Genomic DNA, 19,995 nt, shown 5'->3' on the forward strand with positions numbered 1-19,995 from the left:
ATTTAGTGAAATTACAATTGTTTAATTTTAGTGTAAATTTCAGGATCGTGTTTCCTGATTTTAATTTTTACATATTTGGACGCTGGCATATTGCTGTCTTTCACCACATTATTTACAGATACTAGAACATTGGTTTCTGGGAAATAGGTGACAGTGTTTTTTTCAGGTATTTGATATGAAACAATGATAAAAAGCGGAGCAATCCTTTCAATATTGTCGTCATAATTAAACAAATCAACTTTATCGCCAGTTTTGAAGCCTGCTTTGTCAATATCCTTCTGATTCATGAAGATTACCCTGCGTTCATTTTTTATGCCACGATAGCGGTCATCAAGACCATAGATTGTGGTGTTAAACTGGTCATGCGTGCGAGTTGTTGCCATCATGTATTCGTCGTTTTCAAGTTCATTTTGTGGCACTTCTGTTAAGGTAAATGGTGCTCGATCTCCAAATTCTTTTGTTATGAATTCTCCGTGGCGAGCTGCATTTGGGAGATAGAAACCGCCTTTTTCGCGCACTCTTATGTTATAATTCTCAAATCCAGGTATGCATTTTTCGATGTCATCTCTTATTGCGTCATAACTGTCATGATAACGCATCCAGTTAATCACGGATTTCTCTCCCAATGTGACCATGGCCATTCTGCAGACAATCTGAGTTTCATTAATAAGATGATCAGAAACAGGTTTAAGTATGCCTTTTGAAGACTGAACCACACCCATAGAGTTTTCTGTCGATATAAACTGCGCCTGACCATTAACCATATCAATATCGCTTCTAGACAATGTTGGCAGTATTAAGGCTTCTCGTCCGTGTATGAGATGGCTGCGATTAAGTTTGGTAGACACGCAGACGGTCAAATTTAGTTTTCTTAATGCTGCGGCTGTGTAAGATGTATCGGGGGTTGCAGATAAAAAATTGCCTCCCATGCAGAAAAGTAATTTTACTTTTTCGTCATGCATTGCTTTAATGGCACGAACAACATCATATCCATGTTTACGCGGCGGATTAAAACCATAAAATGCCTGCAGACGGTCAAGCTGTTCGTCGGTAGGTTTTTCATCGATCATCATAGTTCTGTTTCCTTGTACATTGCTATGTCCGCGTACAGGACAGACACCAGCGCCAGGTTTGCCTATGCTTCCTTTTAGGAGTAAGATATTAAGAATTTCTCTAATCATATCAACACCATTAGGCTGTTGGGTTAGTCCCATTCCCCAGCAAACTATAATTCGTTTTTTGAATGCGAGCATTTCCGCAGCCTGATAAAGTTCTTCTTTAGAAACACCTGAAAGCTGTGCAAGATCGTCAAGATTATAGCGGCTAAACTGCTCTGTAAAGGCATCATATCCTGTTGTTTTTTCTCTGATGAAATCAGCATCGAATACCTTTCCTGGGTTGTTTTTTTCTAATTCAATTAAGATAATTTCAAGAGCTTTTAAAAGAGCCATGTCCCCATTTATTTTTACAGGAAGATATAGATCTGCCAGTTTAACCCCGCTTCGGAGAACTCCGTTAATTTCTTGAGGATTTCTAAAACCCATCAGACCGGCTTCTGGCAATGGATTGATGGCAATAATTTTTGCTCCGTTCTTTTTGCCTTTTGCCAAGGCGCTCATCATTCTAGGGGCATTCGTGCCAGGGTTTTGACCAATGATTATAATGAGATCTGTATCATAGAAATCGTCCAGAGTAACAGTGCCTTTTCCGATTCCAATTGTCGGTCTTAAAGCAGTTCCAGATGTTTCATGGCACATATTGGAGCAATCTGGCATATTGTTGGTGCCATATTCTTTGGCAAAGAGCTGATAAAGAAAAGAAGCCTCATTGCTCGTTCTTCCAGAAGTGTAAAAAGCGGCCTGATCTGGCGATTCGAGCGTATTGAGCTGTTGCGCTATTTTTTTGAATGCATCATTCCAGCTTATAGGTTCATAGTGAGTGCCGTTTTCGGGAAGGTACATGGGTTCAGACAGCCTGCCCATTTTTCCTATCTGATGATCGTCTAATTGGGCGAGATCATAAATAGAGTTTTCTTTAAAAAAATCGGCAGTAATTTTTTTTGTAGTGGCTTCTTCAGCCAGTGCTTTAGCACCGTTTTCACAATATTCGCCCAAAGAAGACCGTTCATCATCAGGATCGGGCCACGCACAGCTCGGACAGTCAAAACCGCCAGTCTGATTCATCTTAAAGAGAGCTTTTGTTCCTCTAACCAAGGTTTTCTCTTCAATAAGATCGCTAAAAGCAGCTACCACGGCTGGAACTCCCGCCGCCCAATTTTCAACTTTTGTTAATTTCAGATCTAAAAGTCTATATGGGTTTTCAGCGTCTGGTGATTTTATATTTTCTCCATTGCTACTTTTCTCGTTTTGATCCTTTTTCATCGCTTTTTGGTATTAATTGGCACTTTGTGAAATTTGTGAATAATGTTGCTTTCGCTCTATTTGGAAATATTTTATTGATTTTTAAACAGTCTTATTCTCTAAATCAGAAATCAGTATGGGTGCAACATCAGAGGAATTATAGACATTGAATCTATCTTCTCTGAGGAATCCTATAAGAGTCATGTTAAATTCTTTTGCTAGATCGACAGCAAGACTTGATGGTGCGCCTATTGCTGCAACAGCCGATATGCGAGCCATAGCTGCTTTTTGGATTAGCTCAAAGCTTGCTCTTCCGCTCAGCAGCAAAATATGTTTATTAAGGGGCAACAAGTCTGCTGATAATGCTGATCCAATTAGTTTGTCTAGGGCATTGTGCCTTCCCACATCTTCACGAAGAAGGATAAGATCTCCATCAACAGAAAATAATCCAGACGCATGAATACCACCAGTATTTGAAAAGTCGGTTTGTGCCGTTCTTAATTTGTGAGGAAGCTGAGACAAGATTTCTCTAGAAAGATGTAAGACAGTTTTATTTTTAACGCTAAACGCACTTACTGTTTTTATAGATTCAATTGAACTTTTCCCGCAAACCCCACAGCTTGAAGTAGTGTAGAAATTTCGGTCAGCTTGCATTAATTGAGGAATAAAATCTTCTCTGAGCTCGACCTGAATGGAATTTTGTTTTTGTCTTGTACATTGTCCTGCTAAATGGCTGACCTCTTTAATAATACTATATGAAGGAATAATTCCTTCAGTGAATAAAAAACCTGTAGCGAGTTCATGATCATTACCTGGAGTTCTCATTGTCACAGAGATGTTTTTTTGAGTTCTCTGATTTTCGGGTCCGTACAGAATCTTTATTTCCAGCGGCTCTTCAACTGAAAGCATATCCAATACTGCTTCGCTATTAAAAGCATTGATCTTTGTGATTGGCACATCCTTGACAGAAACAGGACCTATATTAGTGATTTCCATGTAAATCGATTATTATAAACACTAGTAAATTTACTAAAATAAAAGATTGAAAAGTCACGTTGCAACTTATATTAATTGAATGAAAGTAATGCAGTGGATTTTAATTTATTGATAATCTGATTTTTTAGGAAATCTATTTACTGTAATTTATAATCTATAATAAATGGAGTTATGCTTTTTACATAAGGTTATAAAAAGATCTGAAGTGATATTGAATTACATCATTTTTCCTTCTTTTGCGTATTCTTTTTTAATTCCTTGAAGTAAATGATTGAGATTGATGCTTTTGTTTTGATCTTCTAAAGTTTTCAAGCAGGCATATTGAATAATGTTGACAATGTTGGCGCCTGTAATATCGTATTTTTTTGAAAGTTCATTGAGATTTACATCTTCAGCAATTTTAATTCCTTTTGGAAGATTATTTTGCCACAATCTTAAACGCTCGCCATAAGAAGGCACTTCAAACTCAATTATAGATTGGAATCTACGAGTAAAAGCAGTATCAATATTCGTTTTAAAGTTTGAGGCCAGAATCACTAATCCAGGATGATTTTCGATTCTCTGTAATAAATATGAAACTTCCTGATTGGCATATTTGTCATGCGCATCTCTAACATTGGTTCTTTTTCCGAAAACGGCATCGGCTTCGTCAAAAAATAGAATCCAATCTTTATCAGTTGCTTTGTCAAAAAGAGAAGACAGGTTTTTTTCGGTTTCCCCAATGTATTTCGAAATCACCATCGACAAATCTATTCTATAAACATCTCTTTGGGTATATTTTCCTAAAAGCGAAGCAGTAAGTGTTTTTCCTGTTCCTGGCGCACCGTAAAACATTACTCTAAAACCGGGTTTTATTTTGGCTTTCATATTCCATTCGTGAAGCAGAATATCGTTGAATTTAAGCCAAGTTTCAATTTCTTTTATCTGATTTAAGGTGTTAGAATTCAAGACCAAATCGTCCCAATCTAATTGCGTTTCTATTAATTGGGCAGGGAAAATGCTGCTCAATTGAGGTTTTAGGATTTTTCCAGTTATGAATTTTTCGATGTATTCATCTTCTAAAATTAATAGACCGCTTAGTTTAGGTTCGCCATTTGGAACAGATTCTATTTTGACAATTCCTTTTTTATATAAAAAAGATTGATTGTGAAGGAAATTATAAAATGCGATTCGGTTTTCGAGATCATTTCCAGCAACTAAAAACTGAGCCGTTTCGCCTGTTGGCAGAATTCCTCGATGATTTTTTGTTTTGATTCCGCCAAACTCAGGCAGTTCGCCGCCATTTGGCAAATATTCGGCAATAATCGAACTCAAAAAATCGGGTTTCAAATGCGGAACCAGAGCTAATCCTAAGATAAGAATATCAATTTCTGAAAGATTATTTTCGATAATAAATTCGTCAATAAAATCATTCGCATCAAGCTGATTTAAAACAGGTTTTTCCGTTGGATTTTCGGCCTGAAATAAAGCATCAAGCTGAAATACGAATTGGTTTTTGATATAGGTAAATACATTTTCCATTTGCTATACTAATGATTCGATTGAGAAAAAATCAAGCTTAGATTGTTTATAATTTCTGATTTTGTCCATCACAGCGTTTCCGTTATGAGAACCGCCAGAATTTGTGTTGCCTTCAATAGTTTCTATGGTATCGGCATGAACGGCAGTTACAATTCCGGTATGAATCCAGTCGTTTGGCGTTTTTTGAAGAAGAAAAATATCTCCGGGTTTTATCAAAGCGGAATTGGTTCTGGCCGTTTGATAGCGAGTTAATATTTTTTTCTGAAGACCAGTTGTTCCAACAGTATCGCAGCTATAGGTTAGCGGCATTAACGTTTTGAAATTTTTTCCTTGAATAGAAGCCGCCTGATCTATAATAGCCTGAACAAAACCCATGCACCAAAACCATTCCGTTCCTTCGTGTCCATCCATATAGCTTCGAACCCACGGTCCAGTATTGCTTTGGTTGTTTATGACAAGTTCAAAAGGCTGATTTTTGAGATGATTTTTGGCTGTATTCAGAATCAATTCTCTCAGATTACTTCCAGATATCGGACTTTCAAAAGCTTTTTTGAGTGGCGATGCCAGTTTATCGAATAAGCTTTGATCTACATTTCCGTTTTGAGGCAAACCATTAAATTTTTGATAATTCAATACTGCCTTTTCTGTTGCAGGACCAAAATCGCCATCGATACCCGTTGACGTTCCTGAGCCTGGATTCTGCATAGCAAATAAATTAAGCCAAGACTGAATTTTTTCGACGTCTTTCTTGTTGTTGTTTGCTCCGTTTCTTTGTTGTGGTGCTTTAATAAGCAGTTCTTTTTGGTAGAATGTTTTTTGCATGACTTTAGTGTTTTAAATGTTTTTAAAATTATTGTCTCTACAACCTCTCCAGTTTTTATTTTCGTGGCCAAAATAGCCATAATAAAAAGTTCTCCTTATGTTTCACTAGTGGAGGTTATGTCATTTTTTTTCTTTGCATATTCTTTTTTTATTACTTGAAGACTTTTTTAGAAGAGTGTTCATATTTTATTTAAGTTTCAAGCTTTCATATTTCTTATCAAAACTTTCAAGTTTAAAATCAGTAAATATTTCAGACATATGTTTTTTAAAACTTTCACTTTCTGGGCTTGAGATATCATATAGTTTTTCAATGATATACTTTTGCCAATAAAAAAATCCTCTTGCTTCTAATGCTAGCTCCATGTAAGCATTAAAATCAATCATTAAATCAATAGTTTCAGATTCTCCATCTCTGTGAAAGAACATTCGATTATTAGCGATGCTGTTTATAAAAATACCGCAATGAGCTTCATCTGTAAATTGATCAATAGGATGGAAATTATAAAGAGGATCCTTATCTGATAAGCTGGGGTAATTACTTTTTATACCTTTTAGAATGTATTCTAATTTTAAAATATTAATTTTTCCCGAAATATTGCCTTGAGAATCTTTTTCCCAACTCATCTCATATCCATTTGATTCTTTAAAAAAAGATAATGTGTTATGATCTAAGCCTGCTTTTTGTCCTTCTAAAATGAGGTCATTATTTGCAGAAGAATTAAAATCCTGTTTTTGTTTATTTATTTTTTCGTTTTGGCTAATTTCTAGAAATGTTAAATCTATTTTGTTAAAAATATTTTCCATGGGTTTGTTCTTTTAATTAATAACAACATTTGATAATGCTTGAAGTGAATTAATAGCAGCTCTAATAACTGCATTTTCAGGTGTATCAGGAAATTCGTCTTTTATTTGATTATACAATCTAAGATTTGCAATGGTTTTTGCTTTATTTTGGATAGCAGTCATAGTTCCGCTTCTAATTCCAACCGTATTGTTTACTAGATCATCTATTGAACTATTTATTATGCTAACTCTTGCTCTGCTTGTAGTGCTTATTTCGTATGAATTAATATTTGTGTCAACTGGATTATTTACAGAAAGTGTAGCAATATTACCTCCAGCTTTTTCAGTATAATTATTTCCATTTTTTTCAAGTAATACAGCTTTACAATCTAAAGTTCTTGGTACAAACTGTTCTGCTTCTCTAATTTCTTTAATTGTAGGATCTGCATCATTTGGCGTATTTAAATTTCCAATATAATTTTTTGGTTCGACAGAGTAAAAAACTATTGCTCCTGATTGAACAGCTGCTTTAACAAGTGACTCTACAGATCCTTCATGTGCACTGTTTCCTTCTCTTGACAATGGAGTCATGTTTTCCCATGTTCCAGGGCCATGTGTGTTATGATTTAATAAATGACCTCTAATGTAATAACTACTTCCTCCATTTTTGCGTTTGGCAAGTTTGTCAAATAAAGCATGACTTCTTTGTGTAGGTTCTGAGCCTGCAGGACCTTTTTTTGTAAGTATTGATGCAGTCATTTTCTTACCAACGATATCGCCACCTTTGCTTTCTTGTTGTTGATCAATTACGGATTCGGGTAAGTCAGCATCTGACACGCCAAAAAGAGATTTTGCATGGTTACTTAGTTGGTTTAATAAGGCTTCAAGTTCTCGTTTTTTTCTTTCGCTATTTGCATTTTCTTCCGCAGGAGTTGGTGCAGCAACAGATTCTCTCTTTTTAGCATCAATTTGCCCAGCAATAATTAAGGCTTGAGCTTTAGAATTTGTTTTCACAGGATCATTACCAACATCAACTGAAGTTATAAATGTTGTAAATGCTGTTGGATTACTAGCTATAGTTAAAACAGGAGCATTTTCATCTCCAGTAAAATATAAAGTATGATTTTCGCCATTATCAGCAACAAATTCTTTTCTTATTCCGAGCCATCCCAAAATAGCATCCCTTACACTTGCACCCATTGCCATAGCTCTGTCTAACAATGCCATTCCTGTATCTACAGCTCTGTTTACCAACCAAGTCAACGCCTCATCAACCATTTGACGAACAGCAATAAGCATTTCGCCAACTCTTGCTCCAATGCCAGTTAAACCGACTTGATTGGCCAAGAAACCTATCACAACAGGCATTGCTTGTCCCATGGTTCTTTCTAGATAATCTGCGGCTGTAGCAACATTTCCTCGAGCTAAATCGGCTACACCATTAACAAACGAATTGACCACTTCGAGCATTTCGCGCAAGTATTTTATAAAACTTTGAATTGCATTAAAGAATGCCATAGCACCGTTTATGACGGCCATGATTCCCGTTGGGTCAAGCATGCTTAAAAGTCTGGCTGTAATTCTATTGACAATACGTTCCATGACAAAGTTTTTCACGGCATCGAGAACGGTATTCCATAAATTGCTCAGCTGTTCTTGTATTTTGTCCCAAATGGCCGCCATACCGCGTTCTTGAACATCTTTAATAAATGTCCAAATGCCTTCAAGCGTATTAATCATACTGCGGATTCTAGCTACTCTTGCAGGACCAATGCGAGGATGCGCGGCTAGTTTTTCCCAGATTCTTTCCATCGAGATATTCAGCACTTCCATAATCCAGGTAATAACACCGCGTAAAGAGAAATCAGTTAGAACTGGAATATTAGCATCTTTCAACTCGCTCATCAGCCAGCCAGTGACACCATTGATTAGATGTGTGACGATATTGTCAAAGAATTGTACAAATCCTTGTTTAAGTGCTCGCAGTATATTTTTTAAGAAACCAATTGGATCTTTTTTGATGTCATCAATCGCTTCTAAAGCTCTTGTAATAATATTTCCGATAAGGTCAAATGGGAAATTCATAATTTCGAGAATGGCCATAATAACGATTCTAACAATTTCTGCCACAAAAGCAATTAATCGGCCTATAGGTTCTCCAAATTTCTCAATGATTCTCATGAAAGCATCTATCGGATGAATGAGATCATCGATAGTCATAGAATCCCAAATATCAGTAAAGAGCTGTATGATAGATTGTGGCGTCATGTTGAGCGTCTCTACTGCGGCTTCAATTTCGCCTGCAATTCTGGCTATTGCACCAGATTCCACCATTTGCGCATATTGTTCTTCTCCGCCATCCATAAGGCTCATAAAACCTCGTATCATATTTGGAACTGTGCGAGGTACGACTTCTTGTGTAAAAGGATCTTTTCCGATAATTACTTTAACAAGCGAATAACCTCTTACGGTAGCGGCTTGAGAAGACAGCCATGTTAATAGTGAATCTTTGACAAGTTCTAATACTTTTAATGCCACACCTGAAGCGAAATCCCAAACTCTTTGTAAAAAATCTCCAGCTTGATTGGCAAGTGCAGAAAGATTATCTGCAATATTGACCAAATTGGATGGCTGAATGGCATCCCAAGCTGCGGTAATAAGTCCGCGAAGTTCGCCAAGTAAAGAGTTGAAAGTTCCAACCTGAGTATCAAGCCAATCGGCAGTTTTTTGCAGTGTGCCTTTTTCGCGCATCTGCTCCAGTTCAGTTTGCTTGTCTTTCAGGATTAAGAAATCTTCTAATATTTCCACCGTTGTGGCATTTACAGCCTCATCTCGTAAAGGATCGTATTTGATTATTTTTTTGATTAATGACCAAGCTTTGTTTTCTGCCAATAAAGGTTCAGCAACATTAATCAAAGCTTCTTTTATCCAAGTAATTACTTGATCAACTGTTGCACTAACGAAAGAAGTTATTCTATTAACGACTTCATTGAATTTTTCTGTAACTAAATCAATTATGCCAGTAAAAGGAAATGAGACTTCGTTCCAAACTTCTTCAACCAAATCAAGAATACTGTCAACTGTTAGTCCCAGTTCTCCTAATTTTCCTTCTACCCAGTCAAAAACCTGCTGTAAAATTCCATATTCCTGAAGCTTATCGAATATGGCTGTTCCAAACGGAATAAGTCCCATTAAGCCTTCAACAAGATTAATTGGAGTTCGTTCTACATCAATTTGACGTAACGGGTCATAACCGATTATAACGGTAAATAGGGTGTAACCCGGAACGTGTCGTGCACCATCGATTATCCAGTCGGGAACTAAATCGAGGAATGAACCTTGAACCATTTCAGGAGCAGGGGAGATAGGCTCTGGTTTTTTTCTAATTGCCGCTCCCTGCTGTACAGTATGTGTTAATTCGTGGGCGAGTAAATGTTTGCCTTCTTTCGAATTCGGATTGTATTTTCCTTCATTAAAATAAATATTGTTTCCCGTAGCAAAAGCCTGAGCACCTAATTGCTTATTCATTTGAACAGCATTGGAGTCATTATGTATGCGGACATTGCTGAAATCGGCTCCAATGCCAGATTCCATCTCGGTTTTTATTTTTCCAGATAGAGGAGAACCACCGCCTTTACTGCTGTTTAGTTTGGACTCGATATTAGAATCATCGCTAGGACTGGCATCGCTAGCCGCACTTTTTTGAAGTTGTTTTTCTTCGTCTGAGTTTTGTTTCTCTTCTTCTTTTTTCTGCTGTACATTTTCTTCTTCTCCTTTATTTTGAATTAAAGGTTTGATTGCTGGAGTACCTTTTGAGACCGTTTCAGGTTTTTTGACTTCTTTTTTATTCTGAACCGTTTCTTCTTTTTTCTGGACTTTATCTTCAAGCTTGCGCTGAATTAATGATTTTGATCCAGAAAAAGCGGGATTGGCTTCCCGTTTTTCGGTTATTCTAGAATCGAGTTTGTTTTGGATTAAATCCGTTTTGAGTTGTACAACAGGTGTTATAGTTTGCGCAGCTGTTTTTTGCTGCACTTCTTTATTTTTCTCTTCTTGTTTTTGAACATTGCGTGCCAGTTTCTTTTGCACTACTGGTGACGGTGAAAAGAAAGAGTCTGCTTTTGGCGTTTGTTTATTGGCCACCACGTGGTCTGCGACTCTATCGGCTTCGACTTCAAATTTATCGTTAGATTTTCCTATATTCAATTTTGCCTGAACACCAAAAAAAGATTCCTTCCCCTTGTCATGATGCGACGCGGAGTGCGGAGAATTTGATTTTGATATTTGCTTTAATGCTGGCATCTCTAATTGGTTACATTAAAACTTCCTTTTAAATTTGGACTGCCTCCAGGATTAATTACCTGAACCTCTACTTTGAAGAAGATGCAATCTTTGGTTTTTACAGCAAATGATTGTGTTTCTGTTTTGCCAACATCATATCTTCTGCCAGTTTTATGTATTGTTCCTCCTTGTATAGCAGTCAGTAGTATATTATAGTGTTTTGCATTATGTGGAGTAACCCAATTTGCAGTAGAGGTTATTTTTAAATCGCCTTTTGAACAAAAAGTTGAGGAAGACATAACGGAATTATTAATATTAAATTCGTTATTATTTTGCGGTAATTGAAATGCTTCTCCGCAACAATTATTATCACCGCCTTTTAGTCCGACCAACTTATTGTCTAACGCACCTATAGTTTCTGGTCCCACAAGACCATCAATTTTATTCAAACCATTTTCTGTTTGGAAGCCGATTACTGCATTTCGTGTTTCGTTTCCAAAATCGCCGTCTGCTCCAAATTTTGGTAAACTCTGACCCGCTTTCATCAGACCTTGCTGCAATTCTGAAACATATTGCCCTTTTTGACCAGCAGAAATAAGCATCTGATTGTCATTGGCTTTTTCCAACGGAGGATTGCCTTTGAATTGTGGGTTTTCAGGTCTCTCTGCGCGTAAATCTTCTGAATGGTTTTCTATAGATGATTTTTGTATTGTTCCTGATTTTTGTTTGGCTCCGGTCTGCTGAATCGTATGTGTGAGTTCATGTGCTAACAGATGTTTACCTTCTTTAGAGTCTGGATTGTATTTTCCTTTATTGAAATAGACATCGTTACCATGTGTGAAAGCCTGTGCGCCCAGTTCTTCGCTCATTTGAACGGCTCTGCTGTCTGTATGGATGTTTACGTTGCTAAAATCAGCTCCAAAACCCGATTCCATTTCACGCTTTGTGTTTTTATCCATAGCATTGCCTCCGCCTTTAGAGCTGTTAAGATTACTTTCGACGTTTTCGTCAACCGAGTTCGATTCCTTTAGTTTTGCTTGAACAGATTTGTCTTCTTTTTTCTGAGCCTTTTTGTCTTCGTTTTCACATTCGGCACATTTTTTCTGCACTTTTTTGTCTTCTTCTTTTTCGCCTTTTTTCTGTACTTTCTTGTCTTCTTCCTTATCCGATTTCTTTTGAACCTTTTTGTCTTCTTCTTTTTCTCCCTTTTTTTGTACTTTTTTATCTTCTTCCTTATCGGATTTCTTTTGGACTTTTTTGTCTTCTTCTTTTTCTCCTTTTTTCTGTACTTTTTTATCTTCTTCCTTATCGGATTTCTTTTGCACTTTCTTCTCTTCTTCTTTTTCTCCTTTTTTTTGCAGAGGCTGTTCTTGTGCCAAGTCCTTTTTTTGAACAGTTGAAATGGTTTCTGCAATAGGCTTTTGCTGTACAGCTTCTTCGCTTCTGGATTGAAGTAAACCTCCAGTTTTGCGTTTGTTGACTACTTTATCGGCTACATTGTCGGCTTCTACTTCATATTTGTCTCCTACAGCGCCCGTGGTTAGTTTCTTTTGAACTTTTGGTCCAAAAAAAGTAGAAGGGGAGTGATGGGCTATTTTTTTTTGTTCAAACTCTCTCATGATTATTATTTTATCATTTTGAAATACTAATTTGTTTCTCTAAACAAACTGCAGATTATTTGCGATAACACCTTCTTTCTCTAATGCATTTTTTATTTGCTTATACCAATACGGAAATATTTTAGAGAGTCGAAGTTCAATTTCATCAACAACATATTTGTCATATTTTTTCATTCCAAAAAAATGAGAATACCCAATACTATCGGCATGTTTTCCTTGTTCGGTTATATTGTCACCTTTCAAAAGCATTGTCGGATTATTGTTTTTATAATTTAATAGCGATGCAAGCGTATATTGTTCGATTAAAATGCAGGTTTCATAACCTTCTTGTTTTAATGAATTAAAGCCTTCTTGGTTTTCGATATATATTTTCTCCAAGTCGTAATAGCTTTTTATAAATTCATCACGGAGCTTGAGATCGTTAAAACCAAATATGCCGCAGTTATAAGAATAGCCCAAGTTGGTGTGCCAGTAAGGAAGATTTTTAGTGTATCTATTAAAAAACTCTACCTGCTTCTTATAGTGGACTTCATAAGTATCTTCTTTGCGTTCTACTATGACATCATCAAAACTAAAATCTATCTTTTTCTTAATAAAGATGTCGGTGTCTATGTGAATAAACGGTTTTGTTTGCAGTTCCATAGCGTTGATTTTCGATTTCATCCAAAGTTCAATTCTATTGTCGTTTTGCATTTTGGTAACAGCACAAGGAAGCATATACAGGAATTTATAGCCTATTTCGTCTACATAAAGCTCAATTTCATCATACCACAATTGGCTATATAGTATACTTAGAGCAGTCATGTAGATCGTTTCCTTCAATTTGTCTCCCATATTCCATCTGTTGTTTGTTATAGGAAGCACATCAAGGCTGTAAATCATCTTGTGTTGTTGTTTCATACCGTTTTATTTTAAGCTATGCCTTCTTTCTCTAAAGCATTTTTTACTTCTTTGTACCAATACGGAAACAGCTTAGAAAGCCTATTTTCTATTTCCTGAACAATGTCAATTCTGTATTTTTTTTGCCCTGCAATGTGCGTGTAACCAATTCTATCTGCCAGCTGGCTGTTTTCGAACAGGTTTTTTTTCCACAGCAATAAGGTTGGCTTTATATTTTTATGATGTAATAATGCGGCCAGATTATACTGCTCTAAAACAATGCAAGGTTCTATTCTTGTTATGCCCGGATTATTATTTTTTATAAAAATTTCTTCTAAAGCATAGTAGGCTTTTAAAAACTGATCTCGAAGTTCTAAGTCTCTAAAACCTAACACGCCACAATTGAAAGCATATCCTAAATCGGGTTTCCAATAATCTAGATCCTGAGTATATTTATTAAAAAAATCCAATCGATATTGATACATGCCGTACAGTTCGTAATCATTTTGTTCAACAATTACTTTATCAAAATCAAAATTTATTTTTTTCTTTATAAAGGCGTCATTATCAAGGTGAATAAAAGGTTTCGTTTGTTTTTCCATAACATCAATCTTCGATTTCATCCAGATGACAGCGTCTTTATTGCTGCTAATTTTAGTCACTCTGCAAGGAAGCATATACAGAAACTTATAAGCCGTTTCATCAGCATAAAGTTCAATATCCTTATACCATAAGTGGCTGTATAGTATGCTTAGAGCAGTAGAATAAATAGTTTCTTTAAATTTATTGCCTTCATTCCATCTATTGTTGCTGATAGGAAATGCATCTAAGCTGTAAATTATTCTAGGCTCTTCCTTCATAAAATATTTTTTTTAATGGTATGAATTAAGTTTTTCTCTTCCAGAAAAGTTACATTGTTGTACAAAGAAGCTTTACGGCTGTGCTTGTACAATCGTCTCCATTGATAATCTACACCTTTAACTGCTGAAGTGTTGAGATGTATCTCAGTATTATGATTTTTTTTACTTTCTTCAAATGAGGTATGCCAGACCATTTTGCCTAACAAAGGCGATTGCATATAAGTTGAATTCAAAAAATCCCTTTGAAAGCTGTCTATATTAATTGAATTTTCCCCAATTCTGAAAATATGTACCAACGCTTCGCCATTTTTTGTTTTATAATATTTTGAGAGGTATCTTTTTGTCTCCAATTTGTTCATCATGGGCTGTAAATCCAGTTCCTTTTCAAAAATCAGATCGATATCATTAATGGTAATGTCATAATATTCGCGAAGATTGAGATAGTCTGCAACACCTCCGCAAAAGACTACTTTAGAAAGATTTACATTATTGAATAAAAACTCTAAAGCCATTTGCTGAAGGCTGCGAATATTTTTCTTGTCGTATTCTAAAAAAGAGGCGTTATCAATATTCATATTTCTAATATTTACCAGTTAACATATATGATTCGTTTTTTCCAAGCTAATTTGATGATGCTCAAATTCCAGTTTAATTTGTCTAACAAAATATCTTGTGTTTTTCGCTCCATGGTGATTACAGGACTTTCGTCACCATTAATGTCTAATTTCCCCGGGCGTTGCAAGAATTCGTTTTGAAGCAATTCTGCCGATGATTTTTTCATAATATCCCAATTGCTTAATACCGCTTGCAGCATTGTAAAGGCTTCTTTCTTCATTTCTTCTGAGAGTGTAATGTTTCTTTCAATAGGTTCAGCTATCGGAATATTGCATAAAAACTTTTCGAAGACCATAGCATTTTCATAATCCTGTTCTTTTCCCGTGGCTACATAATGCAAGAGATGTGCGGCAACTTCAGGATCATTTATAGTATTGTCTTTATTCAGCAGTTTGCAATTTTCAAAAAGAGATTTCAAAAAGGGATGAATTAATACTAGACCTGCATTGTCAACATATGATTCGCCAATAATGTTATTCTCATCAAATCGGTTTTCGTTTTTGACTTTTTCTTTCTCCAAATTAGAATCCTTTTTATCAATTGCTCTTTCGTGAGTGTTAAGAGTTTCTTCTTTTGATTTATTTGATAGGCTCTCGCTACTTTTATTACCATCGCTAATAGTAGCATCTTTGCTTTTAAACAAAATCGAACTCTGATCTTGCGCTAGATTCTCGTTATTTTCGTGAATTCTTTCTAAATCTATTTTTGTATCGCTTTCTGATTCTGTCCGACTCTCTATTTTTATTGCATTTTCTATTTCGGTCTCGCTTTCATCTTTCGCTGCATTTTCAATTTTTGCTTCATTTTCTGCTTCTCTTGCATTTTTTATCTCTGTCTCAGTTTGTATCGTCACTTGATCATTTGAGATAGTATTTAGCTCTGTTTCTTTTTCTTTTAAAATAACTTGCTCTAATTTTTTTTCGATAATCGAAACAGTAGTATCCAGATGAGCCAATAATTCTAGTTCATTTTGATTTTCTATCTGATTTTCAATTTCTTTTATATAAAGTTCTTTGTACTGAAAAAAGTGGTTCTTTTTATGAAATTCCAATACACTTAAAAACAATTTCAAAAGCTTTTCTTTTACAATTGCTTTACTTGCATTATTTGTTTCCAAAAGGTTTAAAAGAACTATTTCCCAAACCAAAAACCTTTGATTTGGAATCAATTGATTTTTGGCAATGCTGGCTTCAATCTGTTTTTGTATTGATTCAATGCAGATTATTTTTGCTCTGCTTTCGACGCTATTTTTTTTGAGTAATATTCCCTTTTTAATAATGTTTACAATTTGGACATCACTAAATTGTTTGATAAATCGTGCTCTCACAATTGGCTTTTGAAGAGAATTGTTCCATTTAAAAGAAAAGCTCTCATTATTTAAGATTTCATCAAATGCTTTATTATTATCTACTATTTTGAAATCATGATTTGAAGTTGTCCACCAAGTATTTGTCCCAGTTTCAAGAAAATGAAAGAAGCTTTCTATTGCCTTTTCTTGCGGATTAATAAGTTTATAACCTTCAATGTTTTTCTCTTCTTTTTCAAAAACTTCCTCAACTTGTTTGGTAATATTTTTTAGGATTTGCTCTTTGAAATTTTCGAAATCTAAATTTTGATTTATAGCAATATCAAGGTTGAGCTTGTCTAATTGTATGCTATGTGAAGGATTTTTTGAATCCACTTCGTTAAAATAATTTTCTAAAAGCGTGAATACTTCTTTTTCCAAAAACGCATCAATATTGTCCTTGAGATAATATCCCTTCTCTTTAGAATTGGTATTTATCTCAAGGAAAACTTTATTGATAATATGTTTATTTAAGTTTTGCATTAGCTGTAAGAGCTTCTATTTGTATGTTTAAAGAAGATATGATAAAATCGATTTTCGGAAATACCTTCAGCATGCTAGTCAAAAATGCTTTCAATGTTCCATCTTTATCGCTGTTGAATTTTATTTCGATAAAACTTGTAAATAAATTATTGAAAAGCAATTCTACTGGAATAATCTGTTTCTCTGATGCTTTAAGCGTTTCTGGATCTTGGCATCTCAAAATCGTATAAAATAACGAGGTGTTAAGCGATATAAGCGTTTGTACTGCCGCAATCAGTTCTGGATTTTGTAGTTTGATGGCAGTGCTAACAACTGTGGATATTAAATTGAAATTTTCTTGCGTGAATAATTCAGATAAAGTATCATTTAATTTACCGCTAATGTAGCTCTCAAGATTTTTTTGAACTTCAACCAATCTGTTTTCCGTTTCAGAAATTAAGCGATTGGTTTCTCTATTGAATTTATTTACAACAGCAATTTCTCTTAGATTGGAGATCGTTCCAATGGAGTTATTTATAAATAAACCTGCATTATCAAGACATGTATTCTCTTCAACGGTTTTTCTAATCTCTATTGATCTTGGGCCATCGGTTACCGAACCACATTTACCCTCAGCAATTAATGAAACAGAGATTGAAGATTCATTATACATGGAAGTTTGTCGCGTTATCGGATCTTTTTTATCTGTTACAATTACTTCCTTGTCAATGTGCCAAGTATAGGCCGCAGCATTTTGAGAATTGTTGTTTAGGGTTAGAATTCCTGTTGTAGCATCTACATTGTAACTAAAACTAGCAATAGGCAGATCTAAAAGTGTAATGGTAAGATTGGATGGTTTGTCGTCTATAAAAATGGTTACAGTTTGGACATCTTTTGACACATCGCCTGCAACAAACATATATTTTTCTCCGAATGTAACTTGAACTCCTTCTCCTAAAATTTGTGCCCCTTTTATATTAGGTTCTAGGGTAAGCTCCGCAGGTTTATCGTTTCGGCAAAAAGATATTTTGTTTACTAATTTACCATCAACCAATACTTTCGGATCTGGAATTTCAAAACTTACAGGATGAGTGACTTTAAAATCACAGTTGCCATTGTCTGCATAAAGCATAACATCAAATGTGAATTTCTTTTGCGATTCGCTATTATACTTGTATACGTGTTTTATTTCTGTCTTATCATCAGTAATCCAATCGGTTTTGTCTCCAAAGTCCCAAGTAAATTTATTTCCTTCGATATTTTCTCCAGTTATGGTAAAAATGATTTCCGTTTCGTCAGCTCCTGGAGATTTTGAAGGAACGGCTGTAAAATCGAATTTTGGTTTTTCGAAAATGGTTATCTTACAATCCGTATCAAAATTGTTGACTGTAAAAGTTATCGGTTGGCCAATCAACTCTTTGCTGACTAAATTTGGATCAAAAACAAGTGCGCCATATTCGTTTACGGCTATTCCTCCATTTTGATCAGGTCTAACATTGGCTTTTACAAAACCTCCTGATGGAGATACTTTAAAAGGCAGAGGAGGCGTTTTGCTGTCAAAACAAATTTTATCTACTGGCAAACTAAGGCCTATGTTGTTTTCGTCGCAACACAAATAAGGTAACGAAAAATCGGCAACAATTGGATTTAAAATAGGGATGCCTTCTGTAAATTTTTCAAAGTCTCCAGTTAAAGATGGTTTGCGGGTATTGTAATAATAGTAATACGGTACTTTTTCTTCCAGATAGATCATTATGAATGTGCCTCCTGGAATTACACCTGCTTTATGCTCGTAGCCATGATTTTTGTTAAGATAATACTCGGTGAATTTTTGGATTGTTTTATCCAATTCATTAGCATTTACCGCCAGAATCATTATATTGAATCCAAGACCATTATCCAGCCTAATTTGCTGGATTACTTTTAGTGCTTCTTTGTAATTGCGTCCTTGATGGCCTTCAATTCTATAAAAATCACTATCAAGATGTATTTCAAGCGGTTTTTTAGTATTCAATAAATCGTCATGGTAACTGACATTGTTTTTTTCTAATCCTAAAAAGGTTTTATCAAAATCCCAAGCTTTAATAAGCGAATCAGTTACATTGTTGTAAAAAGGAATGGCTTTTTTGCCCAATTTGCCCATTTGTAATGAAGGCGTAATTTTTATAAAATCATGTAACGGATTGTAATTTTCTAGTAATTCTGCACTTCTTAGAATGAGACTGTACATTCTTTGTCTGGCTGTGTTTTCGCCATAGCATATTTTTATTTCATCTGATGTTAAGTCTTTTTCTTCAGAATCTTTATCATCTGCAAGGCAGTCATTACAAGTGTTAAGGCTTTCTCCTGTAAGCAAAGGCGATTTGTAGAAAGCATGACGAAATTCAAAACAAGGTTCTGATTTGAATAGTTCGCCCAGCATTAAGTGTTTCGGAAAAGCATTAATATCAGGATAACAGTAACTATCCTCTAAATTGAGTAAAAGCGCTCTCGTTTCGTTGTAAGTATCCACAAGATCGTTAAGGAGATCATATCGATATTGAAAATCTGAAGGAAGTATTGGATCTCCATCAAAATTAAATAGTTCGGTTATTTTTTTTTGAATAACATCTAAAACTATTGGCATATTTAAGCCTGTCAGAAGTTTGTTGTAGCCATCCTGCAAATTCTTAACTACATTATTTTTGAAAATACCTTTTGTAAAAGTTTGTTTTAATGCTTCAAGGTGAACAAAATCGTCTTTTTTTAGAACAATTCTATTCGATTTTAGATCTGGTAATGTATAGTATAAATTGACATAATTGATTTTGCCAATCATACTGTCATAATTCATTATTTTTTTGGCAACGTCTTTGCTGACAATTAAAACTTTATAATTGCCTACAATTTCCAATCCCTGATTATCGCATGAAAGGCTTACGCAAAGGTCAGATTCTTTTTCATAAGACTCTAGATACAAAAGAATTACAGCTTCTTTAATATCAAATTTTGTATTTGACGTAAATTCTGCTAAAGCAAAATTTGGATCCTTTTCTTTTTTTTGCTGTTCTTCTGTTAAGAGTTCAAAAAGAGGCAATTGTTGGTTTGCTCCTCCATAAAAAAAAGGTTTATATGCCGCTTTTGTATTATCATAAACTTTGCAATGCGTGTAGGTTTTAGAGTCAAAATCGATTTTTTTGTTTCCCAACACATCTGCCTGATATAACTTAAAAAGATCACCATCTGTAGTTATGCCAGTTCCTTGCGTTATTGAAATCGTTTTTTGTGCTTCATTATAAGAAGGATAAAGTCCGCAAACTATACCAACGCCACTCAGGTAAATGCGGGATAGGCGATCCTGATCGTCAAAAAAGTCGACAACCTCATTAAGGTTTCCTTCAGTAAGTACCTGATTCTTTGTGAATCGTCGGTATTGTGTTGTTATTGTTGAAAGTTTAGCTGACATTGGAATA

At 35.2% G+C, this 19,995-nt stretch carries 12 protein-coding genes; all 12 read right to left on the reverse strand.

The genetic code is table 11. The features are described 5' to 3' along the window. Nucleotides 1–11: 11 nt before the first annotated feature. Nucleotides 12–2,381 (reverse strand): FdhF/YdeP family oxidoreductase, encoded by a 2,370-nt coding sequence (locus NU08_RS12835; RefSeq protein WP_129747568.1) that lies wholly within the window; start codon nucleotides 2,379–2,381, stop codon nucleotides 12–14. 81 nt (nucleotides 2,382–2,462) lie between these two features. After that, on the reverse strand, nucleotides 2,463–3,356 hold the full coding sequence (gene fdhD, locus NU08_RS12840; protein ID WP_129747570.1) for a formate dehydrogenase accessory sulfurtransferase FdhD: 894 nt from the start codon (nucleotides 3,354–3,356) through the stop codon (nucleotides 2,463–2,465). A gap of 216 nt (nucleotides 3,357–3,572) precedes the next feature. Beyond that, the gene (locus NU08_RS12845; RefSeq protein ID WP_129747572.1) at nucleotides 3,573–4,877 is read right to left on the reverse strand and encodes an ATP-binding protein; all 1,305 of its coding nucleotides are present in this window, start codon (nucleotides 4,875–4,877) and stop codon (nucleotides 3,573–3,575) included. 3 nt (nucleotides 4,878–4,880) lie between these two features. Then, a complete protein-coding gene (locus NU08_RS12850; protein WP_129747574.1) occupies nucleotides 4,881–5,699 on the reverse strand; it encodes a peptidoglycan-binding protein in 819 nt (272 codons plus the stop codon). 186 nt (nucleotides 5,700–5,885) lie between these two features. Continuing rightward, a complete protein-coding gene (locus NU08_RS12855; RefSeq protein ID WP_129747576.1) occupies nucleotides 5,886–6,503 on the reverse strand; it encodes a hypothetical protein in 618 nt (205 codons plus the stop codon). Between the two features lie 12 nt (nucleotides 6,504–6,515). Further along, nucleotides 6,516–10,784 carry a DUF4157 domain-containing protein gene (locus NU08_RS12860; RefSeq protein WP_242502552.1) on the reverse strand — a complete coding sequence of 1,423 codons (4,269 nt, stop codon included), beginning with the start codon at nucleotides 10,782–10,784 and terminating at the stop codon, nucleotides 6,516–6,518. Between the two features lie 2 nt (nucleotides 10,785–10,786). Beyond that, entirely contained in the window at nucleotides 10,787–12,382 is a 1,596-nt protein-coding gene (locus NU08_RS12865) for a DUF4157 domain-containing protein (protein ID WP_129747578.1), read from the reverse strand. A 39-nt stretch (nucleotides 12,383–12,421) separates the two neighbouring features. After that, a complete protein-coding gene (locus NU08_RS12870; RefSeq protein ID WP_129747580.1) occupies nucleotides 12,422–13,282 on the reverse strand; it encodes a DUF6734 family protein in 861 nt (286 codons plus the stop codon). A gap of 11 nt (nucleotides 13,283–13,293) precedes the next feature. Further along, on the reverse strand, nucleotides 13,294–14,121 hold the full coding sequence (locus NU08_RS12875) for a DUF6734 family protein (protein WP_129747582.1): 828 nt from the start codon (nucleotides 14,119–14,121) through the stop codon (nucleotides 13,294–13,296). Then, nucleotides 14,118–14,696, reverse strand: a complete 579-nt coding sequence (locus tag NU08_RS12880; protein WP_129747584.1) for a hypothetical protein — start codon at nucleotides 14,694–14,696, stop codon at nucleotides 14,118–14,120. The genes NU08_RS12875 and NU08_RS12880 overlap by 4 nt, the downstream gene beginning before the upstream one ends. Nucleotides 14,697–14,707: 11 nt before the next feature. Continuing rightward, a complete protein-coding gene (locus NU08_RS12885) occupies nucleotides 14,708–16,564 on the reverse strand; it encodes a contractile injection system tape measure protein (RefSeq protein ID WP_129747586.1) in 1,857 nt (618 codons plus the stop codon). Then, nucleotides 16,548–19,988, reverse strand: a complete 3,441-nt coding sequence (locus NU08_RS12890; RefSeq protein ID WP_129747588.1) for a hypothetical protein — start codon at nucleotides 19,986–19,988, stop codon at nucleotides 16,548–16,550. Before NU08_RS12890 ends, NU08_RS12885 begins: the two co-directional genes overlap by 17 nt. Nucleotides 19,989–19,995 lie beyond the last annotated feature (7 nt).

This window comes from Flavobacterium anhuiense (assembly GCF_004151235.1).
In the GTDB taxonomy this organism is placed as follows: Bacteria; Bacteroidota; Bacteroidia; order Flavobacteriales; family Flavobacteriaceae; genus Flavobacterium; species Flavobacterium anhuiense_A.

What these genes read in the sequence shown, in the direction of transcription:
- NU08_RS12835 (WP_129747568.1), bottom strand. Translation starts at nt 2,381, where the DNA reads ATGAAAAAGGATCAAAACGAGAAAAGTAGCAATGGAGAAAATATAAAA.
- fdhD (WP_129747570.1), bottom strand. Translation starts at nt 3,356, where the DNA reads ATGGAAATCACTAATATAGGTCCTGTTTCTGTCAAGGATGTGCCAATC.
- NU08_RS12845 (WP_129747572.1), bottom strand. Translation starts at nt 4,877, where the DNA reads ATGGAAAATGTATTTACCTATATCAAAAACCAATTCGTATTTCAGCTT.
- NU08_RS12850 (WP_129747574.1), bottom strand. Translation starts at nt 5,699, where the DNA reads ATGCAAAAAACATTCTACCAAAAAGAACTGCTTATTAAAGCACCACAA.
- NU08_RS12855 (WP_129747576.1), bottom strand. Translation starts at nt 6,503, where the DNA reads ATGGAAAATATTTTTAACAAAATAGATTTAACATTTCTAGAAATTAGC.
- NU08_RS12860 (WP_242502552.1), bottom strand. Translation starts at nt 10,784, where the DNA reads ATGCCAGCATTAAAGCAAATATCAAAATCAAATTCTCCGCACTCCGCG.
- NU08_RS12865 (WP_129747578.1), bottom strand. Translation starts at nt 12,382, where the DNA reads ATGAGAGAGTTTGAACAAAAAAAAATAGCCCATCACTCCCCTTCTACT.
- NU08_RS12870 (WP_129747580.1), bottom strand. Translation starts at nt 13,282, where the DNA reads ATGAAACAACAACACAAGATGATTTACAGCCTTGATGTGCTTCCTATA.
- NU08_RS12875 (WP_129747582.1), bottom strand. Translation starts at nt 14,121, where the DNA reads ATGAAGGAAGAGCCTAGAATAATTTACAGCTTAGATGCATTTCCTATC.
- NU08_RS12880 (WP_129747584.1), bottom strand. Translation starts at nt 14,696, where the DNA reads ATGAATATTGATAACGCCTCTTTTTTAGAATACGACAAGAAAAATATT.
- NU08_RS12885 (WP_129747586.1), bottom strand. Translation starts at nt 16,564, where the DNA reads ATGCAAAACTTAAATAAACATATTATCAATAAAGTTTTCCTTGAGATA.
- NU08_RS12890 (WP_129747588.1), bottom strand. Translation starts at nt 19,988, where the DNA reads ATGTCAGCTAAACTTTCAACAATAACAACACAATACCGACGATTCACA.